Source organism: Legionella sp. 227, assembly GCF_043161935.1.
Lineage (GTDB): Bacteria > Pseudomonadota > Gammaproteobacteria > Legionellales > Legionellaceae > Legionella > Legionella sheltonii.
Genome location: NZ_CP171154.1, coordinates 926,454 through 946,270, shown reverse-complemented (window position 1 = coordinate 946,270; position 19,817 = coordinate 926,454). Strand labels below are relative to the sequence as shown.

Here is a 19,817-nt window from a genome sequence, read left to right as displayed (position 1 = left end):
GATGTTCACGAACAATTTTCTACGAAAGAGCCTGTGAACGTTTTGGTCCGCTTAATAAGGAGTTATCTCACTAAATGTGTGGATTTGCTGGTGTTTTATCCCGAGCTGATTGGTCTGGTATATCCGAAAAGCTGTTAGCATCAATGTGTGATTCGATTGCACATCGAGGCCCTAATGATCGTGGTACTTGGTATGATGCAGGAGCAGGAGTTGGATTCGCGCATACTCGTCTTTCTGTAGTCGATTTATCCCCGGCGGGACACCAACCGATGAGCTCGGCAAGCGGTCGGTATGTTATTGCGTTCAATGGGGAAATATACAATCATTTAAAACTAAGAGAGCAGCTAAAAATCGAGACTTGGCGAGGCCATTCAGATACAGAAACATTGCTCGCTGGATTTGAGACCTGGGGAATTGAGGAAACCATTAAACGCACTATTGGGATGTTTGCCTTTGCTCTTTGGGACAAGCTGCTGCATACGCTCACTTTAGTTAGAGATAGAGCAGGAGAAAAACCGCTCTACTATGGATGGAATGATCATGTTTTTCTCTTTGGTTCCGAGTTAAAAGCTTTGAAAATTCATCCTCATTTTAAAAAAGAGCTGGATCACGGGGCCTTGGCACTTTTTCTACGCCACAATTATATTCCTGCGCCACATTCAATATATAAGAATGTGAGTAAATTGCTTCCTGGAACGTTCCTTCAACTGTCACTCGAAAACCCTCAACCTATCATAAAAAGTTATTGGACACTCGCGGGTATTAGTACTGCAGATTCATTTAAGGGGGACGAACTTGAAGCAGTGGATGAATTGGAACGGCTTATAAAAGATGCCATTGCCCAACAAATGGTTGCCGATGTGCCCCTTGGCGCTTTTCTTTCTGGAGGAATTGATTCTTCTACAATAGTGGCATTGATGCAAGCGCAATCGACACGTCCCGTACGAACTTTTTCAATCGGTTTTCATGAAAAGCAATACAATGAGGCCGCTTATGCTAAATCAGTTGCGGAGCATTTGGGAACGCAACATACTGAATTATATGTTTCCACTGAGGATGCACTAGCGGTAATTCCCAGACTCCCCGTTTTATATGATGAACCTTTTTCTGATTCGTCACAAATCCCCACTTTTCTTGTTTCGGAATTAGCAAAGCAAGAAGTGACGGTTGCCTTGAGTGGTGATGCCGGCGATGAATTATTTTGTGGATATAATCGTTATAAGATGACTGCTCAATTTTGGGGAAAAATTAATAAAATCCCACTTCCTGTAAGAAAAGCGGCTGCCAAATTAATTAAAAACTTTTCTCCAATGACGTGGGACAGGTTTGCTTCGGTCCTTCCTTTATTGGGGCGTTATCCTCAGACGGGATTAAAGCTTCATAAGGGGGCGCATGTGCTAACAAGTGTCAATGCTCAAGAAGCCTATCGCACTCTTATTTCCCATCATGAAGCGCCATACTCCCTGCTCATTGCTGAGGGAGTTGAACCGAATACGTTTATGGATGAAAATCTTGTTCATTTCACCGGATTAGGTGAGATTAGCAAGATGATGGCAATGGATTTTATTTCCTATCTGCCCGATGATATTTTAGTGAAAGTAGATAGAGCTGCTATGGGCGTTTCTCTTGAAACCAGAGTACCATTTCTTGACCATCGATTGATTGAATTTGCCTGGAGTTTGCCTTTATCCATGAAACTAAAAGACGGGCAAACTAAATGGCCGCTTCGCCAAATATTAGATCGTTATGTGCCAAGAGAGTTAATAGAGCGGCCTAAAATGGGTTTTGGCATCCCTCTAGCGGATTGGTTGCGGGGGCCTTTACAAAATTGGGCGGAGACTTTGCTTGATGAAGGGCGATTAAGTCAAGGAGGTATTTTCAATTCGCAACCAATACGTGACATGTGGAAGCAGCATTTAAGTGGTAAGGGAAATTTTTCCTCTTTATTGTGGAATATCTTGATGTTTCAGGCGTGGTGGGAAGTACAATAAAAAACATCATAAAACTTTAGTCAACAGAACGCGGAGCATTTTGCAAATTAGGGAAAGTACTCTCTAAACGCTGTTGCTATGGCAACGAGTACAATGTTAAAATTCAAGCACTCTTAAAAGCTTGTGCTAATTTAATTTTAATTTTTTTTCAAGATCATACCGCACTAATTAATGGAAAGCATATTGGTATTTTATGAATGATAATCCTCATAAAATTGCTATAAATCTGGAAGATATCTCATTAGGGAGTGACTTATAATGCCAAAATCTTCAAATAAAAGTCATCCTCCAAAATTCCTGTTAATCTCCAGTTTTACTGATTCAATTATTAAATTTCGTGGAGCCTTAATTCAGCAATTGAATCTTGATGGAGTTGAGGTTCATGTTTGTTCTCCAAATATTGACGTTCCATCAAAAACACGAGACACCTTATTGTCGATGGGGGTGAACCTTCATGATGTATCGTTGCAACGCACAGGAAAAAATCCTTTTGTGGATTTAAGATACTTTATTTCTTTAATTAAAGTGATTCGTAAAATTAAACCGGATTATGTTTTAAGCTATACGATAAAACCGGTTATATATGGAACATTAGCTTCCAGACTTTTAAAGGTCCCTAATATAACCAATCTGATTACAGGTTTAGGTTATCTTTTTATAGGCGATAAAACTCATTGGTTTTATCGTCCTGTCATGTCATTGTATCAGGCCGCGCTTAGATCCTCGCGTTTGGTCATATTCCAAAACAAAGACGATCGACAATTATTGATTGAAAAAAAATTGTTATGTCCTACTGTTAAAACCACGGTAGTGAATGGTTCTGGAGTAGAGCTTGAGAGGTATACTCAAGCTCCATTGCCAAAGGGTATTCATTTTTTATTAATTGCACGTCTATTGGTAAATAAAGGAATTCGAGAGTATATTGGAGCAGCTCGATTGGTCAAGAAAAAGTATCCGGATGCAACATTTACGATGGCAGGCTGGATTGATGAAGGACCGGATGCTATTTCGAAAAAAGAGCTGGATGCTTGGATTGAAGAAGGAGTAGTAAACTATTTGGGGTTTCTTGAAGATGTACGCGACGCAATTACATGCTGCAATGTTTATGTCCTCCCCTCGTACAGAGAGGGAATGCCTAGAACTATTTTAGAAGCAATGGCTATGGGACGTGCTATTATAACAACGGATGCTCCTGGTTGTTGTGAAACTGTAGAAGAAAATGTGAATGGATTTAAAGTTCCGGTAAAGAGCGTAGATATTTTGGCAGAAGCTATGTTCAAATTCATTGAAAATCCATCTTTAATTCAGCAATTTGGAGAGCAATCGAGAGATTTATCCGAAAAAAAATATGATGCTGATGTGATAAGTAAAAAAATGCTTGAAGCGATAGGAGTATGATTTTTTTGCAATGGGTAACCATTTCGCTGCAAAATATAGATAAACTAACACATCCGGCCATCAATACGCCCCTAAATGGGTATTAAAACTTGGAATAAGCTTTGGTTTTTTATATCATACATAAGCTCGTTGTATTTGAAGTAGCATTGATTGATTTTTTCTTTCATTCTTGGATAATTAATGACTAAGAAATTGCAACATATTCGTGTGGCACGTGTGTCAACAGTGCTTCTTTTTATGACAACTCATTTGCGGTCACAACTCGCATCCATCAGTGATGCGGGTGCAGAAGTTACTGTTATTTCAAGCAAAGATGGGTTATCTGAAGCGATGAACTCCTTTAAAGACTGCAAGTTCAAAACAATACATATCCCAAGAGAAATTAGCCTAATTAAAGATACAATCGCCTTAATACGCTTAACAAAATTATTTTTTACTGAGCGTTTTGATATCATTCATTCTACGACACCTAAAGCCGGATTCCTGTGTGCATTAGCTGCCAAATTCGCAGGCATTCCCATTAGGCTGCACACTTATACCGGTCAAACCTGGGTTAGCTTAAAGGGGCCCAAAAAAGCAATAGTCAAATTTTGCGATAAATTGATCAATCGATTGAATACTCATTGTTATGCAGACAGCGCCAGCCAACGCGATTTTTTAATTCAACAGAAGGTAGTTCGTCCCTACAAACTCTCAGTTTTAGGGAGTGGCTCTGTGGCAGGTGTGGATATTAATCGTTTTTCGCAAGAAAATTTTTCAGAAACAGCAAAGCAGCAAATTCGTGAGTCGCTGAATATTGATAAGACAAGCTTTGTACTCCTTTTTGTCGGAAGGATCAATCGAGATAAGGGCTTTTTTGAGCTTATTGAGGCAGTTGGTCGTTTAACTACACAAACTAAAATTACCCTAATTATTGCCGGGTGCTTTGAACAAAATATTGAAGAAGAAGCACGTCGTCATGTCCAAAAGCATTGCCCAGAAAAGGTTGTATTTACCGGATTTTATTCCAAACCAGAAAATTTAATGGCTATTTCCGAAATTTTATGTCTTCCAAGCTATCGAGAAGGTTTTGGTACCGTCGTTATAGAAGCTGCTGCAATGGGTGTTCCAACTGTAGCAACGTCCATTTATGGATTGACTGATGCGATAATAGATGAGGTTACCGGTTTATTGGTAGAACCAAAGAATGTGACTCAATTAGCAACAGCCCTTGATCGACTGATTGCTGATGCTCCCTTAAGAAAAAAACTCGGTGCGAGTGCTAAGAGTAGAGCGATTAAGGAGTTCGATAGTCGCCATTGCGATAATTTACTGGTTGATGAGTACCAAAAATTAGTTAGTGAATCAAAATCATAAAGTCATAAATTTCCATTTTGCGCTCTGTTTATTCAGTAACACAATCAACGACGACAATGAATTAAGGGGCTGCCGAGCTTTCTTTGGCTAGACTCATTTGAAATTTATTAAAGTACAATCGCAAAACAGAAATTTCGATAAACAGGCGCAGTATGTACCAAAAATAAACAAAAAGCATGCTATGACTTTGAACATGCAACTTCAAACAGAAAAATACAAATAAAGCGCTAAACAGATCGACCAACCCAGTAAAGGTAACTAGTTTTGCATTATGAATAGAGCGATTGATCTTAAAATACACAATGCGGTGTAAAGAGGAAAAATAACAAGAGACGATGCTAATTAATAAAAACTGCACTCCCACAAAATAAAAGTTTAATGTATCAATAGAACAAACCGAGAGCAAAGCTAAAATAATAATAAAATTTATCTGTTTGTTATCAATCAATTCCAGAAAGCGATCTTTGGAGCTCCCTGAACTCCAAGAGCTGATTTTTAGCCCAATATATGAATCTACAAATACAAAACGAAATGTGATAAGGCACTTCATAAATAAAGAAGTTAAAGTTAAAAATCCCTGACCTACTTGGAGAAAAATAAGTCGTCCAACAATTTGAAATAATTGTTCCCCAAGTACCGAAATACAATGGCGGAATAAAAACCACAAGTCTTCAAGGCATATTGGCATTTTTCCTGGAACATAATTTTGGATACGAATGAAGCTGAGTAAAAACAGCTGGATAGTATGAATCAGCACAAAGGTAAATAAAAAACACAAAATAAAAAAATGTGTAGGTAAAAAAGCAAGAGTAATTACTGCTGGGATCATCAGAAAACTGGGCGCTACACTAACCAATAACGAAGACAAATAAGCCCCAAAACGTTGTTTATGAAAAACCAGTAAAGAAACAAATAAATTTAGAAATCCGCCAAAAGCAGCTAAAAACATATAATAGGGATTCAAATTTGGCTTGATCACCATCATGAATCCAACGAAGAACATAATAAAAATAAAGACTACAGAAAGTAATAACGCGATTAATTGTTTGAAAGGTCGAACTGCAATCAAATTTAAATAGGTAAGCCTTAACGGATCTGAGAAGAAACAAATGACAAAATACAAAGATAAATAAATTTGTAGAATATCATTTAAGGTACTAAATCCAAAGATAAAAACGAGTAATACATCTCGTAACATGCCCAGACTAGCACTACTTAGGGATAAGAGAATCCCTAAGGTATGAAGATTTATTTTTGCTATTCGCTTTTTTATATTAATCATTTACACTCTTTGGAGTTTCAAAGCATTTCTTCTCCATGCAAGTTTCTTGAATAACTGAGCAGCGAAATCATATATGAGTGGGGTTCCTAATAAGATAAGTATCCAATCGGTCATCAGATTGTGTCTCATTGCGGTGCCATACGCTATGGTGCCCAATGAAAAGATGAAACTAACAATGAAGTACAATGAGAGTAAAATCAGTGGAGATCTAACCGATTTTTTATAGAAAACTATACTCAATTTGATTGCAGAACAAAAGAATAGCAGTCGAGCAATATAAATAAAAGACAAGATCAAATTCAAGAGAGTCCAATTACCTGTTACTAATACTGCAGGTAAAAATGCATAGTGCAGGTACTCGCGTAGAGCCATATAGCTAAACTGAATCAAATTTTTGGGTACAAAATTACCTTTATCATAATTCGTCTTCGCATTAAACAAACTTGCCATATACTCGGGGCTTAGTACCTCCGCATCACCATAACGAAATTTGGCTACAGTTTTATATAGACCCAAGGAGGAAATTTTTTGGGATAAATCCTTAGCCACCTCAACAGTCATGTAATTATTGTTATAAATAATTTTAGAAGCATGCATTTTTTTTTGTTCTACTTGCTCTTTGTTCAGATCGGTATTTGATTGATAAAATACAATGACTAACAGTAAAACAAAAGGTAGATAGATCAAGGAAATATATTGCTTCAGTTTTTGGGGTTGCATTAACTTCATAACCATTTGCGCGCCAGTTTTATCTTTTGCAGGGAGGATGAGTGCCATAAAGAAAAACACTGGAAGGCAAAAAAATAAACCTTTATGGAGCAAACACATATAGAGTATGAGTAAAAAAGAACCACTCAAATATAATAATCGAGTTGAAATTGCAAAACCACCCGATTTAAAACAGAGTAAACACTCGGTCGCGAGCAGCAAGAAGGTCAGTTCAAAAGGCTCCCGCAAAATGACATTAGTCCAAAGAAGAGATGCAGGAGATAACGCATAAAGAAGCAAAATGGGGATTATATATGTGTCCAGTTGGTAGTATTTAACAATTCTCATCAGGACAAAACAAGAAGTCATAAACATGACTAAAGAAATTTCTTGTCCAAACAACTGAGAGTTATTTATTTTATAAAATAATGCGAGTAAATTTGAAAAGAATGCGGCATCGGTGCCAAAAGAAAAATAATTCCCTTCGGCGATGGTTTTTGCAGTAAGTTGAAACGTTGTAAAATCAATGTCTTCAACATAGCCTGGATATTTTATAAAATAATATAAGGCGATGATTTGATGAATAAATAATATGAATAACAATATGCCTTTGGTTTGAGAATCGAGTTTCATCCTATCTATAAAATAGAAGCTTCCACCTAGAAGGAACCATCCCATCCAATCATTAGGATAAAAATACATACCGCCCATTAAGAGCATTAATCCTAAAATGACAGTTATTTTATTTTTAAAAAGGAGCATGATAAACCCTTGTATCGATTAAGCTGATTTCATTTTTTATTCATTGAAATGTATTTAGAAAAAATATTCCGTTACATTATCAGTTTATGAATTGATCCCAAATGTTTTTAAATAGAAGAACAACTTTAAACTAGAACGAACATTTCTGAAAAAAATGGCGCGATCCATGCATGTTTGATTTGAATAGTGCTCATATTATCCCATTTGGCCCAATAAGTCTTTGGCTTGATGATGGCACAAATCAATTTGGCCTTCAAGTGCTAAAGTAACAAACAGCAAGAGCTCTTAACATGCGCCTTTTAAAAAAAACTTTCAGTAAAAGGGTGGTGCTTTTAAACTCTACTTGCTTGCAACATGACTTCTTCAAGAACCTGGCACGTTTTATCAATTTCTGATTTTAATAAACTTGGATGCACTAAAAACATCAGGCTGGTTTCCCCAAGCCTGGATGCAACAGGTAGCCGATTATTAGGGCGCCAACCCGTATTATCAAATGCTTTTTCCAGATACACTTCAGAACAGGTACCCTGATAGCAAGGAACCCCGCGATCATTTATTTCTTTTAAAATGCGACAACGATTCCAGCCTGTCGCCAGCTGACTTTCTTCTACAAATACATAACATTTGTAAGCAGCATGAGTAATATCATCGGGAATTTGCGGTACTCTTAATCCTTTCAAAGTCGAGGCCACTTCACAAATCTGTTTTAAGTTTCCAAGTCTTTGTTGATGCCAAACCGGCATCTTTTGGAGTTGTATACGCCCAATCACCGCTTGAATTTCAATCATCCTGCCATTAGTACCAAAATTTCGATGTAGCCAGCGAAAGGTGGATTCATGTGTTTCGTTATATACTGCATCCCAAGATTTCCCATGATCTTTGTAAGACCACATAGAGGACCATAGCGTATCATCATTTGTGGTGACCATGCCCCCTTCGCCACCTGTGGTCATAATTTTATCTTGGCAGAATGACCAGGCACCGATGTGGCCTATTGAACCAACAGAACGACCTTTATATTTTGCTCCATGAGCTTGGGCACAATCTTCTATCACATACAGATTAAATTCTTTAGCTAATTCGAGAATTGGGTCCATATCACAAGGCCAACCTGCAAGATGCACGCAGATTATGGCTTTAGTTTTAGGAGTTACTACTGCCCGAATGGTTTCTGCAGTAATGTTTTGGCTGTTTTCATCAACATCAGCAAATACCGGTATCCCCCCGCAGGTCACAACAGAGGACGCCGAAGCAATGAATGTGCGCGAGGTCACAATCACTTCGTCTTCTGCTTTTATGCCAATCGCTTTCAAAGCGACATCAAGTGCAATAGTGCCATTAGCTAATGCAACAGCATGTTTTGTGCCAACCCAAGCTGCGAATTCTTTTTCAAATTCTCTGCATTCATTCCCAGTCCAATAATTTACTTTATTCGAGAGAAGAACCTGATGGATCAGGTCCGCTTCTTCTTTGGAGTAATTTGGCCATGGTGAAAATGGGGTATTTAACATGTTTAATCCTTTGAATTTTCTTTATAAATTTTTGCTGGTACACCGAATGCAGTGCAATGATTTGGCAAGTCATTCACAACAACTGAACCTGCCCCTACCATGACTTCTGAACCAATTTTAATGCCTTGACGAACACAAGCTCCAATGCCAATCCAGCTTAAATTTCCGACCTGCACATTTCCGGCTAAATTGACACCAGGAGAGATATGCACTGACAGTCCAATACGGCAATCATGCTCAATGATTGCGCCAGAATTTATAATCGTTCCCGCCCCAATGATGCAATCTGGATTTAATACTGCTCTGGCAAAAATAACAGATCCTTCTGCGATCTGGGCTGAGGAGCTAATTATTGCTGAAGGATGAATAATGGTTGCGATAGGGATATTTTCATTTAAAAATAGGGTCATTTTCTCAAGGCGAACGGCATTATCGCCAATGGCAATAATAACCCCATTGAATTCTGAGGCTTGCGACAAAATCGACTGCGTGTTTCCACTAATTTTCAGTCGGCCAACTGTTTCAATATGGGGCCATCTATCATCAAAAAATGAAATATTTTGCCAACCAGAGCAAAGCGCTGCATCAGCTACAACTTTAGCATGTCCACCAGCACCAAGAATGGCAAGTGATTTCATGAATTATTTCCTGTAAACTTTTCATTACTTACACTTCCTTGGCTCGTAATGCCTTCGCGTATCACTACTTTCTTCACTGTTAATAAGAGGATTTTGATATCTAAATAAAACGATTGATGATCTACATACCATAAATCCAATTTAAATTTATCATCCCAAGTTAAAGCATTACGGCCATTCACTTGAGCTAACCCAGTAATTCCTGGTTTCACATCGTGGCGTCTTTTTTGCTCATCATTATAAAGAGAAAGGTATTCCATTAATAGAGGCCTCGGCCCTACAAAGCTCATTTCGCCTTTAAGAACATTCCATAATTGAGGCAACTCATCTAAACTGGACGCCCTCACAAAATGGCCGAAGCGAGTTATCCGATCTTTATCTGGTAACACCTCACCTTGTTTATCGTATAATTCTCTCATAGTCCTAAATTTTATTACTTGGAATGTTTTACCATGCAATCCTGGACGATCTTGGCGAAAAAAAATCGGTGAGCCCAAGCGATATCGGATTAACAATCCAACAATAATCAGTATGGGCATAAATACGATTAATAAGATACTCGCTAAAAGTACATCGAAAAAACGCTTAAGCAAAATTACTTCTCCGCATCCAGTTCTTTATTTTTAGGAACAATAGCATAAGATTTTGCTCTCTTTCTTACAAGATTTAAACAACAAAAGATTCTTAGTGCCCGTTGAATTATAAACCAAAAGGAACATTTGAATCCGAGCTCATATCTTATTACCCCAGTTTATCTGCCAAATCGCTTAAGACGCGACTGCCAGTACAAAACATGGCTACTTTAAGTTCATATTCAATGGCTTGCATGCATAAACTCACTTGCTCTGCTGATTCTAGAGCTGCTTCAAGCATTGGCCTTGCATAGCCGACAGTTGTGGCACCAAGCGCAAACAGCTTGGCGGCATTTAATCCGTTCAGCACCCCACCAGAGCCCCAAATTTCAAAAGAGGGTTTGAGCTCTGCCGCATTCCTTACCGAGGTTACGGTATCAATTCCCCAATTCTGAAAAGTAATCGCCGCTTGTTGTCGAATTGGATCATGCGTTGCTCTATGCCCTTCAATCCGTCCCCAATGGGTTCCTCCCAAGCCACCCACATCAATTGCGGCAATACCAATCTCATTTAAGCGCTTCATGGTTTCACGTGAAAACCCGCAACCGGTTTCTTTAACGATAACAGGCAAAGGAAGATTCTTAACTGCATCGGCCAAAGCATGCCAGCACCCTTTATAGTCTGTTGTCCCTTCGGGTTGCATGCACTCTTGTAAGGGATTGCAGTGGATAATTAAAGCATTAGCCTGCAAGGCATCAGTTAAGCGTTGAATATCGCTTAAGGAGTAAGTGATTAATTGGGCAATTCCTAAATTGCTGTATAAGCTGACTTGGGGAAAATCACGACGTAAGTGGTGCCACTCAAAAGCGGCCTTAGGATCAGTGAGCTCACGTCTTTGTGAGCCTACACCCATCGCCCAACCATTCAACGCACATGCCTCAATCAAATGATGATTGATGTGCTTTGCACGACGATGACCTGCGGTCATGGAGCTAATCAGAAACGGCTTTTCTACGACTTGACCAAATCGAGATCCTTTGATACTTACTTCATCAAAATTTAAATCGGGTAGGGCATCATGTACTAGATGGATGCTATCAAATGTACTGAGTTCTGCAGTTTGGTTTTCAGGCATTAAGGCTAATTTAATGTGATCTTGTTTGCGTTGTTCAAACTGCTCATAGTTATTCGTCATGGATTTTGCCTGTTTTACAATTGACCTAATGTTTGGTGCATGGATATGGCCGCATTGGCTACATCGATTCCTTTGTGTCCGGCTTTTCCACCTAACCTATCCCATGCTTGCTTTTCATTATCTGTAGTCAGTACGCCAAAAAGAACAGGGATATTATACTCTAATGAGACTTGCAAACATCCTTGACTCACCATATTACACACCAGATCATAATGACTGGTTTCACCACGAATGACCGCGCCTAAGGTAATAATTGCTTGTACTGTCTTTTGCATGGCAAGGCGTTTTGCAACTAAAGGAATTTCTACTGCTCCGGGAACTTCAAATGACCTGATGTCTTGTTCATTAAAGCCACGTTTCAGAAGCTGCGATATAGCTCCTTCCTGCAACGCTTTCGTGACTTGACGATTAAACACACTGGTGATGATCGCAATGGGGAATGAACTTACTATGCTATCGTCTGAGATCGCTGTAATTTGCATAATCTGTCTCTCTTATTTTTTTGCCGTTCGTTGTAATCCGTGCAATTTAACTTTTTATGTCTGTATTTTCCACTTATTTACTTTGTGACGACCGTGTTTTGTGAAATAATTATACTGTTTTTTTGCCTGAAAACCTAATTGCTTCAATTGCGAGGAACAACATATGAGCACAGAGCGAATAATTATCGGAATTACTGGTGCATCAGGCATGATTTATGGGATACGCCTTTTAGAACTCCTCAAACTGACGTCAATTGAAACGCATTTAATAGTGAGTAAATCTGCGCAATTGACACGTAAATATGAAACTAATTTATCACTTACTGAATTGAAGGCATTAGCGGATGTCTATCATTCTTGGAATGATGTGGGGGCGAGTATTGCCAGCGGTTCTTTTCAAACATTGGGCATGATCATTGCCCCGTGTTCCATGAAGACCTTGGCAGCAATTGCGCATGGAACCAGTGATAATCTGATCGGCCGAGCAGCAGATGTGACTTTAAAAGAGCGTAGAAAACTAGCGATTATGCCGCGTGAATCTCCTTTGCATTTAGGACATTTGCAAAACATGGTATCACTGACCCAACAAGGTGCTATCATTTGTCCTGCAATGCCTGCATTTTATACTAAGCCAGAAACTATTGACGACATAGTTAATTACAGTGTGGGTAGAATACTTGATCTTTTTAATATCGATGTGGGCATAGTGGAGCGTTGGGAGGGGTGAGGGCATTAAGCGCTGATTACCCTCGTCCTTCCTTACGGGCACCTTCTCCCCTACTTGTCACATCGAGAAACCTAACAACTGTCTTAAATTTTTAATTCAAGATAGTTGCTACTTATTCTACCTGACCGTACAAAAGGGGAAGCCCAGGCATCGTATATTTTGTTGTGAACTAGCTTTTGGTATTAAGCTCAACCCAATCGGCATAAGTGTCTATAAATTTTTTCAGGAATTTTTGAGTGTCTTCTTTGGTAATGTTCCCTTGGGCGTCAAATAAATCTCCTGCTCCTCCGATATAACTCTCTGGTTGTTGAAGGGTTGGTATATCTAAGAAGACAAATGATTGTCTTAAGTGGTTGTTTGCTCCAAAACCTCCAATCGCTCCAGGTGATACGCTGATTACGGCACCTGGCAGCTTGCTCCAAATACTCTTTCCGTAAGGTCGAGAGCCTACGTCGATTGCATTTTTAAGTACACCTGGAACCGAACGATTGTATTCCGGAGTGACAAATAACACTCCTTGAAAGGCTTTCATTTGTTCACGAAATTGAACCCAGGCAGCAGGGGGACGATTTTCGTCATCCAGGTCCTGGTTATATAATGGCAAATCACCAATTTCAACAACGTGTAAACTGAGAGATTTAGGTGCGAGAGAAATAAGCACCTTTGCCATTTTTCTATTAAGGGATTCTTTGCGCAAGCTGCCAACGATGACTGCGATTTTTTTACTCATGCTACAACTCCTTGTCGTATTAAAGGGTGACGTTCGTCATTGTATTATTACTTATTTTAGTAATTATTCCAGTTATTTAGGTAGTATTTCGAAAGGGACAGATGTTAACGCTATTGGTCAGGCGCAATCGCGCTTAATCGAGAGAATAGGATTGAGAATTTTTATAAAGAAAAACCCCCTATCCACTAAAATATTGTCATATTTTAAGCAAATAGGGGGTTTAGTAAATGATTTAGACTACTTCAACTTCTTCAGCTTGAGGACCTTTTTGTCCGTTGCTTGGCTTGAACATTACTGTTGCACCTTCAGCAAGAGTTTTAAACCCACTGCCTAAAATTGCACTGAAATGCACAAAATAATCTTTACCGCCACTTTCTAAAAAACCGAAACCTTTGGACTCATTAAACCACTTTACTGTACCGCGAATTTTTTCTGACATGTTAATTTCCTAAATTGTTACCAGCACATTGTAGCATTATTTTATTAATTGTGCTGTTTTTTTATTAAATTTTTTTAACTTTTTTTTCATTTAACGCAAAAACAGAAAATAATGCCCAACCATCATAGTGTATTTTGGTTAAAAATTCTAATACTTTACAATCTTTTAGCCGTTTTCATTGAAAAGCATGCAGGATGGCTTCAAAAACCTTATAAAGTTCTTTTTTCTGGAGTTTCAATCAATTCAATCCCATCTTCTTTTTTTAAAAAAGTAAAAATGATCCCTGAAAAAAAAGTCAGAATGCCAAGCATGAGAAACGTTTCATGAAATATATGAATGGATAAAACATGATTTACGGAATATTTATAAGTGAAAAAACTAAGCAAGATTGCTGAAATGGCGACGCCAAAACTTTGAGCCAATTGTTGGGTAGTACTCATAATGCTGGTTGCCGCACTCATATTGTTTTCTGTGATGTTGGCATATGCCAGTGAATTCATACCCGTATACTGTAACGCGATTAAAAATCCATACACAAAAGTCAAAAAGGCAATAACGTACACTGAAGTAGATTGGGTAATGGAAAAAAAGGACCAAAGAGACATACTGACTAAGACTGTATTGATAATGAGTAAATTTTTATAGCCAAGCCAGCGAAGTATATGGAACGATAAGGGTTTAACCAAAAAAACGCCCACAGCAATAGGAGCAAGCAATAGACCTGATAGACGAGGTGTATAACCTAAAGCAATTTGTAAGAGTAAAGGCAATAAAAAAGGAACACCGCCAAAACTGAGACGAGCTAATAAATTTCCTGCAATAGAAATAAAAAATGTACGGATATGAAACAGTTCTACTTTAACGATAGGATGCTTTCTTTTATAGGAGTGTTTGGTATATCCCCCTAATAAAAGGAATGCAATAAAGAGTGCAGTAAGGGTTTGGGTTACCGTTGCAGTCGATTCGCTAACCATCGATAAAGCGAAGGTTAAGGTAGCCAGGCCACTACCAAAAAGAATAAAGCCCAATTTATCCAGTGGCGGAACCGGCCGAGGGGGCATGTAAGGCAATAATTTGCTTGATAAACCTACGGCAAGGATTCCAACCGGAATATTGACCCAGAAAATCCACCGCCAGGAAAAACGATAGGTAATAATTCCTCCTAATAATGGTCCAAGCATCATGCCTAAGGAGGCAACCATGACGACGATAGTCATTTTGGCGATTAACTCATGTCGCTCACAGGTTCGTAAAATAATGAGTCGGCCAATGGGCATAGTTAATGAGCCCCCTAAACCTTGAACGATACGTGCAATAATTAATTCCCATAAATTATTGGTAAACCCGCACCAAATGGAGCTCAAAGTAAATACTGAGATAGCCGTCATAAAAACGATTTTTATACCAAATTTGTCAGCGATCCAACCACTAATTGGAATAAAAATCGCTAAACTCAACAGATAGCTAATCAGCGCTAATTTTAAATCCACAGGATTGACATTTAAACTCTGTGCCATCACGGGAATTGCCGTATTAATGATGGTTGTATCCACTGCTTCCATAAACATGGCAAAAGAAACAATGAATAGGATGATATTTTTTCTCATGAGTTCAGTATATCAATAAGAGATAAATTAAAAAAATCCCCTCTCCCACTTATGGAAGAGGGGAAGGGGTGATGGTGTCCCTCATCCGCCCTATGGGCACCTACCCCCCTTGTGGGAAGAAGGGAGGTCTTGGGTGCTTTCGTTGCTTCAGGCTACGATTCACTCAATAAACTCTTCAGTCCGGCTAAATGCGATTTAGCCAAATTTTTTGATTGCTCCTCCGAGCGTTCGACATTTTTACCAAACCACTCCAAATGCTCAGGGGGTAGCTCATCTAAGAATCGACTGGGTAAACAGTCTTGCAATTCTCCGGCCCGACGTCTTTGTTTGGCTAAGGTAAAACATAATCCTTTTTGTGCCCGGGTAATCCCAACATAAGCCAAACGCCGTTCTTCTTCAATTTGCTCTTCATCAATGCTTACCCTATGGGGTAATAACTCTTCTTCCATACCCACCAGATAAACGTAAGGAAATTCTAAGCCTTTTGATGCGTGTAAGGTCATCAGTTGTAAGGTCTCATTATCTTGCTCATCGGCTTGTTCCAATATGTCGATCAAAATTAATTTGTTGATGATTTCAGCTAAAGTTTGTTCTGGATTTTTAGTTAACAAACGTCCTACCCAGTCCAATAACTCCCAGACATTGTCCATCTTTTTCTGAGCTTTTGCTGGAGTGTCACATTGTTCGTAAATATAGGCCTCATACCCACTGTCTTCGACCATTTGTTTTAAAAGTTCAATAATCGATCCGTTGATTAATTTTTTTTTGATTTCTTCTATCCACGATTTAAAAACAAGCAGTGCAGCTCGAGGTTTTTCTGCAACATACTCACTGAGGGCAAGATGATCTGCTGCAGTATAAAGGCTAATCCCTCGGTTTTGGGCATAATGTCCTAAGGCATCAAGACTAGTCTCGCCTATGCCTCGCTTGGGCGTGTTAATTGCTCTTAAAAATGCGGCATCATCTGCGTCATTGCACAACAATTTCAAGTAGGCAAACACATCTTTGACTTCTGCTTTGGCAAACCACGATTGACCGCCACTGATGTTATAAGGAATACCATAATGGCGAAGTACTTTTTCAAACACGCGTGATTGATGATTACCGCGGTATAAAATGGCGTAATCGCCATATTCTGTTCGGGCGCGTAGCTTATGACTAATTAAATCAGCCACGACCTGCTCTGCTTCATCATTCTCATCCTTACAACGAATAACACGTAACAGTTCGCCGTGGCCAAACTCGCTCCATAGTTTTTTTTCAAACAGATGTTGATTGTTGGCAATGAGGTGATTGGCGGTATGTAAAATAATGTTCGTTGAACGGTAATTTTGTTCTAACTTAATTATCTTTAATTGAGGGTAATCCTGCTGTAATTGTTGCAAATTTTCAGGTTTGGCACCCCGCCATGCATAAATTGATTGGTCATCATCCCCTACTACAGTGAAACGTGCTTGGATTCCAGTTAATTTTTTTACCATAAGATATTGGCTGGTATTGGAGTCCTGGTATTCATCGACCAATAAGTGGCGTATTTTGTTTTGCCAGTATTCTGCTACCGATGGATGTTCGGTCAAGAGACTAACGGGAAGACGAATTAAGTCGTCAAAATCAACCGCATTGTAGGCTTTTAGTGCTTGCTGATAACGCGGGTACAATAAGGCTGCTTCTTCATAATAAGGGGCATCAGAAGGGTTGTTAACGACTTGCTCTGGGGTGAGGAAATCATTTTTCCAGCGCGAAATTCGTTGTTGAATTTGGAGGATAAATTCGCGTTCCGTTGCTTTATTTGTAGGTAAAAAACCTCTTAGGATTTGTAAACAGTCTTCACTGTCAAAAATAGAAAAGCCTTTTTTCAGATCACATAAAGCAAGATCATGTTTAATCATGCTCAAGCCTAAAGTATGGAAGGTTGCTACCTTTAAACCTCGGCGATTTGCTGCTGGCAGAACGGCGGCAACGCGAGCACGCATTTCATTGGCTGCTTTGTTCGTAAAAGTTACGGCACATACTGTGTTGGCGGCGTAGCCGCAAGTATTAATTAAATAGCCTATTTTTTGCGTTATGACTCGTGTTTTACCGCTTCCAGCTCCAGCAAGAACTAATAAAGGTCCATCAATATAACGTACCGCTGCCATTTGTTGGCTATTCAACATCTTAAGGGGTTCTCACTCAAAAAAAGAGCAATTATTGCCCGCTTAGGCAATTGAATCAACTACTAATTCATGGAGCGTTCGACATCAAACTCTTCTTCACTATCAATTTCAATGAATTCGGGTTTGGTTTCAGGTTCTTTTGATTCTTCAATACCAAAAACAACCTTATCAATGGTTTTAAAGAGGGGGGCAAGTATGTTTTTATCTATCATGATTTAGTCCTTTAAATTTTCAGAGGGAGGTTCTAAAAGCATAGTTCAAGATAATTTTTTCTCCAGGAAAATAATAAAAAAATTATGTTATACTTTGCACGGCCACAATGTTCTTGTGGTTTGCCGTCATTTAATTTGAGTCTGTTATGAAAGAATCTGATACCCTACAACGCTTTATTTTTGAGCATGCCAATATTCGTGGTGAAATTGTCCATATTGAAAATACTTTCCAAACGATTATGAGCCAACGGAACTATCCTCCGATGGTTAAAAATTTGTTGGGGGAGGCTATAGTTTCCTGTCTGCTTTTGGCATCGAGTATTAAATTTCAAGGCAGTTTAAATTTGCAATTTCAGGGCGATAAACGACTTCCTTTATTATTGGTACAATGTGACCATGAGTTTAATGTAAGGGCTTTTGCTCAATTTGCTGAAAATCTGGAAACCAAAGAATACGCTACCGCTTTTCTCGAAGGACAGATGGTCATTACCATTAATCAAAACAATCAAACGAACTCTTACCAAAGCATGGTTCCTATTCAATCAACATCCATGGGTGAGAATCTAATGAATTATTTTGCTCAATCCGAACAGGTATCAACGCGTGTTTGGTTGGCTGTTAATGAGAGCGCCGCTGCGGGGATGTTACTGCAATTGATGCCAGGCCAAGATACGGTACAAAGAGAACAATTTTGGGAATATGCTGTTCAATTAGGTCAAACAGTCAGTGAAATTGAGCTCCTTACTTTAGATAATGAAACATTGCTCCATCGTCTTTATCATGAAACGGAACTAAGGATATTTGATAGCCGTAAAACGCAGTTCAAGTGTCGCTGTAGCCTGGAGAAAATGAAACAGGTATTGAATGTTTTAGGTGAGGAAGAGGCACAAGAATTATTAAAAGAACAAGGCGAAGTGGCCATTCGATGTGATTTTTGCAATAAGAAATATACTTTTGATCCAATTGATGTAACGATGTTATTTCATAAAGGATAGATTTTTTGGGGTAAGTCGGGCCTGGACCCAACAAAAGCTTCAATTTTCATTTAAGGAAATGTTGGGCCAAGGCCCAACAAAAAACTTCCATGCATTTGGTATCTATTGGGCAGGCCCAACCCACTCGAGCAGGTTCTGAATGATTAATTACAAGCAGTATTTATTCGGGTTTCTCTTCATGCACAGGTTGGCGAAATAAAATCTTAAATCCGATACAAAGATATCTCCTTCCTTTTCCATCACAAAGATACGTTCAGGTTGTAATTCAAGATAATTGGATGCTTTTAAAACCGGGTGATAAATGGTGCCTGCAAAAGAGAAAATCCATTTGTTCAAAAAGGGTAGAATCACCTCGGGGTTGTTCGAATAAAATCGTTGATAAATATCGGCAATTAATTCCTTTCTCATTTCAAAATTACTTTTAAAATAAAGATTGTTTCGATCCTGGCGGTACAGCATCATGGGAACTTGGTTGGGGTTGTTTTTTAAACCCGCATTCAGATTCATCGATACAATAACACCTTTGGCACTCTCAAAGTCCAATGTTGCAGTATTAAATAAATTGTATCCGTTATATTCTTGCAGATAGGCTTTTAAATAATCAACGGCTTTATCGGTTAATGGATCAAAATAACTTTGGATAGAAAAACCTACCGCGTCTTCATCGGGGCTCTCCTGATCATAACTGCAATTGATATATGTGTTGTAAGTAAACAAATCAGGGGTGATTTTTTTTGAAAAAACACGTTCTATTTCATCTTCCACCTCTTCGCAACTGAGACCCATTCCCGTCACATTGCCACGAACTCGCACGATTTGAGTTGGAAAATCAACGGTTCTTTGAGTCATTTGATGCAAATTGGGTCTTACCTGCTCATTACTATAATGTCTGACTACGGTATTTTTATTCTTAGTTACTGGAGAAAAAATAAGACCATCTAAACCAGGATCTGAATGAGCAAAAGCAAGAAGGGGTGATAAACACAAAGTACCTAATAAACAGCTTATTTTCATAATAAACTCCTTTTTTAATGAATTAGAATCCCATTCCAATAT

General features: G+C 38.7%; 18 protein-coding genes. 5 read left to right on the top strand and 13 right to left on the bottom strand.

From position 1 onward, the window contains the following. The first annotated feature begins 74 nt into the window (after positions 1 to 74). The 3 genes from asnB to ACF8MK_RS04060 all read left to right on the top strand — a co-directional run bounded on the left by asnB (position 75) and on the right by ACF8MK_RS04060 (position 4,745). Entirely contained in the window at positions 75 to 1,991 is a 1,917-nt protein-coding gene (gene asnB / locus ACF8MK_RS04070; protein ID WP_392538286.1) for an asparagine synthase (glutamine-hydrolyzing), read from the top strand. A gap of 258 nt (positions 1,992 to 2,249) precedes the next feature. Then, entirely contained in the window at positions 2,250 to 3,389 is a 1,140-nt protein-coding gene (locus ACF8MK_RS04065; protein WP_392538285.1) for a glycosyltransferase family 4 protein, read from the top strand. 180 nt (positions 3,390 to 3,569) lie between these two features. Beyond that, positions 3,570 to 4,745, top strand: coding sequence for a glycosyltransferase (locus ACF8MK_RS04060; protein ID WP_392538284.1), 1,176 nt, complete (start codon positions 3,570 to 3,572; stop codon positions 4,743 to 4,745). Positions 4,746 to 4,806: 61 nt separating this feature from the next. On the opposite strand, the gene ACF8MK_RS04055 is transcribed toward ACF8MK_RS04060, so the two are convergent. From ACF8MK_RS04055 to ribH, 7 genes are all read right to left on the bottom strand, one after another. Beyond that, complete coding sequence (locus tag ACF8MK_RS04055) at positions 4,807 to 6,027, bottom strand: hypothetical protein (RefSeq protein WP_392538283.1); 1,221 nt, start codon at positions 6,025 to 6,027, stop codon at positions 4,807 to 4,809. Further along, complete coding sequence (locus ACF8MK_RS04050; protein ID WP_392538282.1) at positions 6,028 to 7,497, bottom strand: hypothetical protein; 1,470 nt, start codon at positions 7,495 to 7,497, stop codon at positions 6,028 to 6,030. 332 nt (positions 7,498 to 7,829) lie between these two features. Continuing rightward, positions 7,830 to 9,008: a DegT/DnrJ/EryC1/StrS family aminotransferase gene (locus ACF8MK_RS04045; RefSeq protein WP_392538281.1), complete on the bottom strand. Its 1,179-nt coding sequence runs from the start codon at positions 9,006 to 9,008 to the stop codon at positions 7,830 to 7,832. Positions 9,009 to 9,010: 2 nt separating this feature from the next. Further along, positions 9,011 to 9,646, bottom strand: a complete 636-nt coding sequence (locus tag ACF8MK_RS04040; RefSeq protein ID WP_392538280.1) for an acetyltransferase — start codon at positions 9,644 to 9,646, stop codon at positions 9,011 to 9,013. After that, entirely contained in the window at positions 9,643 to 10,239 is a 597-nt protein-coding gene (locus ACF8MK_RS04035) for a sugar transferase (RefSeq protein WP_392538279.1), read from the bottom strand. Before ACF8MK_RS04035 ends, ACF8MK_RS04040 begins: the two co-directional genes overlap by 4 nt. A gap of 148 nt (positions 10,240 to 10,387) precedes the next feature. Then, positions 10,388 to 11,413 (bottom strand): type 2 isopentenyl-diphosphate Delta-isomerase, encoded by a 1,026-nt coding sequence (gene fni / locus ACF8MK_RS04030; RefSeq protein WP_392538278.1) that lies wholly within the window; start codon positions 11,411 to 11,413, stop codon positions 10,388 to 10,390. A 14-nt stretch (positions 11,414 to 11,427) separates the two neighbouring features. Beyond that, a complete protein-coding gene (gene ribH, locus ACF8MK_RS04025) occupies positions 11,428 to 11,895 on the bottom strand; it encodes a 6,7-dimethyl-8-ribityllumazine synthase (protein WP_392538277.1) in 468 nt (155 codons plus the stop codon). Positions 11,896 to 12,058: 163 nt separating this feature from the next. On the opposite strand from ribH, the gene ACF8MK_RS04020 reads away from it, so the two are divergent. Then, a complete protein-coding gene (locus ACF8MK_RS04020; protein WP_392538276.1) occupies positions 12,059 to 12,622 on the top strand; it encodes a UbiX family flavin prenyltransferase in 564 nt (187 codons plus the stop codon). A gap of 169 nt (positions 12,623 to 12,791) precedes the next feature. Here the strand turns inward: ACF8MK_RS04020 and ACF8MK_RS04015 are convergent, their stop codons facing one another. The 5 genes from ACF8MK_RS04015 to ACF8MK_RS03995 form a co-directional block, all read right to left on the bottom strand. Next, on the bottom strand, positions 12,792 to 13,352 hold the full coding sequence (locus ACF8MK_RS04015; protein WP_392538275.1) for an NADPH-dependent FMN reductase: 561 nt from the start codon (positions 13,350 to 13,352) through the stop codon (positions 12,792 to 12,794). A gap of 232 nt (positions 13,353 to 13,584) precedes the next feature. After that, positions 13,585 to 13,791, bottom strand: a complete 207-nt coding sequence (locus tag ACF8MK_RS04010; RefSeq protein ID WP_028382507.1) for a cold-shock protein — start codon at positions 13,789 to 13,791, stop codon at positions 13,585 to 13,587. Between the two features lie 209 nt (positions 13,792 to 14,000). Continuing rightward, on the bottom strand, positions 14,001 to 15,398 hold the full coding sequence (locus ACF8MK_RS04005) for a DHA2 family efflux MFS transporter permease subunit (protein WP_392538274.1): 1,398 nt from the start codon (positions 15,396 to 15,398) through the stop codon (positions 14,001 to 14,003). A 152-nt stretch (positions 15,399 to 15,550) separates the two neighbouring features. Continuing rightward, on the bottom strand, positions 15,551 to 17,554 hold the full coding sequence (locus tag ACF8MK_RS04000; RefSeq protein WP_392538273.1) for a UvrD-helicase domain-containing protein: 2,004 nt from the start codon (positions 17,552 to 17,554) through the stop codon (positions 15,551 to 15,553). 62 nt (positions 17,555 to 17,616) lie between these two features. Continuing rightward, positions 17,617 to 17,766, bottom strand: a complete 150-nt coding sequence (locus ACF8MK_RS03995; RefSeq protein WP_265701916.1) for a hypothetical protein — start codon at positions 17,764 to 17,766, stop codon at positions 17,617 to 17,619. Positions 17,767 to 17,912: 146 nt separating this feature from the next. Here ACF8MK_RS03995 and hslO point away from each other — a divergent pair, with 146 nt between their 5' ends. Next, a complete protein-coding gene (hslO, locus tag ACF8MK_RS03990; RefSeq protein ID WP_392538272.1) occupies positions 17,913 to 18,761 on the top strand; it encodes an Hsp33 family molecular chaperone HslO in 849 nt (282 codons plus the stop codon). A gap of 147 nt (positions 18,762 to 18,908) precedes the next feature. Here hslO and ACF8MK_RS03985 read toward each other — a convergent pair whose 3' ends face one another. Next, entirely contained in the window at positions 18,909 to 19,775 is an 867-nt protein-coding gene (locus tag ACF8MK_RS03985) for an Lpg0189 family type II secretion system effector (protein WP_392538271.1), read from the bottom strand. Between the last annotated feature and the right edge of the window lie 42 nt (positions 19,776 to 19,817).

Excerpts from the sequence above, each read along its gene's own strand:
- ACF8MK_RS04005 (WP_392538274.1), bottom strand. The coding sequence starts at position 15,398 with ATGAGAAAAAATATCATCCTATTCATTGTTTCTTTTGCCATGTTTATG.
- ACF8MK_RS04015 (WP_392538275.1), bottom strand. The coding sequence starts at position 13,352 with ATGAGTAAAAAAATCGCAGTCATCGTTGGCAGCTTGCGCAAAGAATCC.
- ACF8MK_RS04045 (WP_392538281.1), bottom strand. The coding sequence starts at position 9,008 with ATGTTAAATACCCCATTTTCACCATGGCCAAATTACTCCAAAGAAGAA.
- ACF8MK_RS04000 (WP_392538273.1), bottom strand. The coding sequence starts at position 17,554 with ATGTTGAATAGCCAACAAATGGCAGCGGTACGTTATATTGATGGACCT.
- hslO (WP_392538272.1), top strand. The coding sequence starts at position 17,913 with ATGAAAGAATCTGATACCCTACAACGCTTTATTTTTGAGCATGCCAAT.
- ACF8MK_RS04055 (WP_392538283.1), bottom strand. The coding sequence starts at position 6,027 with ATGATTAATATAAAAAAGCGAATAGCAAAAATAAATCTTCATACCTTA.
- ACF8MK_RS03995 (WP_265701916.1), bottom strand. The coding sequence starts at position 17,766 with ATGATAGATAAAAACATACTTGCCCCCCTCTTTAAAACCATTGATAAG.
- ACF8MK_RS04040 (WP_392538280.1), bottom strand. The coding sequence starts at position 9,646 with ATGAAATCACTTGCCATTCTTGGTGCTGGTGGACATGCTAAAGTTGTA.
- ACF8MK_RS04020 (WP_392538276.1), top strand. The coding sequence starts at position 12,059 with ATGAGCACAGAGCGAATAATTATCGGAATTACTGGTGCATCAGGCATG.
- ACF8MK_RS04010 (WP_028382507.1), bottom strand. The coding sequence starts at position 13,791 with ATGTCAGAAAAAATTCGCGGTACAGTAAAGTGGTTTAATGAGTCCAAA.
- ACF8MK_RS04050 (WP_392538282.1), bottom strand. The coding sequence starts at position 7,497 with ATGCTCCTTTTTAAAAATAAAATAACTGTCATTTTAGGATTAATGCTC.
- ribH (WP_392538277.1), bottom strand. The coding sequence starts at position 11,895 with ATGCAAATTACAGCGATCTCAGACGATAGCATAGTAAGTTCATTCCCC.
- fni (WP_392538278.1), bottom strand. The coding sequence starts at position 11,413 with ATGACGAATAACTATGAGCAGTTTGAACAACGCAAACAAGATCACATT.
- ACF8MK_RS03985 (WP_392538271.1), bottom strand. The coding sequence starts at position 19,775 with ATGAAAATAAGCTGTTTATTAGGTACTTTGTGTTTATCACCCCTTCTT.
- asnB (WP_392538286.1), top strand. The coding sequence starts at position 75 with ATGTGTGGATTTGCTGGTGTTTTATCCCGAGCTGATTGGTCTGGTATA.
- ACF8MK_RS04060 (WP_392538284.1), top strand. The coding sequence starts at position 3,570 with ATGACTAAGAAATTGCAACATATTCGTGTGGCACGTGTGTCAACAGTG.
- ACF8MK_RS04065 (WP_392538285.1), top strand. The coding sequence starts at position 2,250 with ATGCCAAAATCTTCAAATAAAAGTCATCCTCCAAAATTCCTGTTAATC.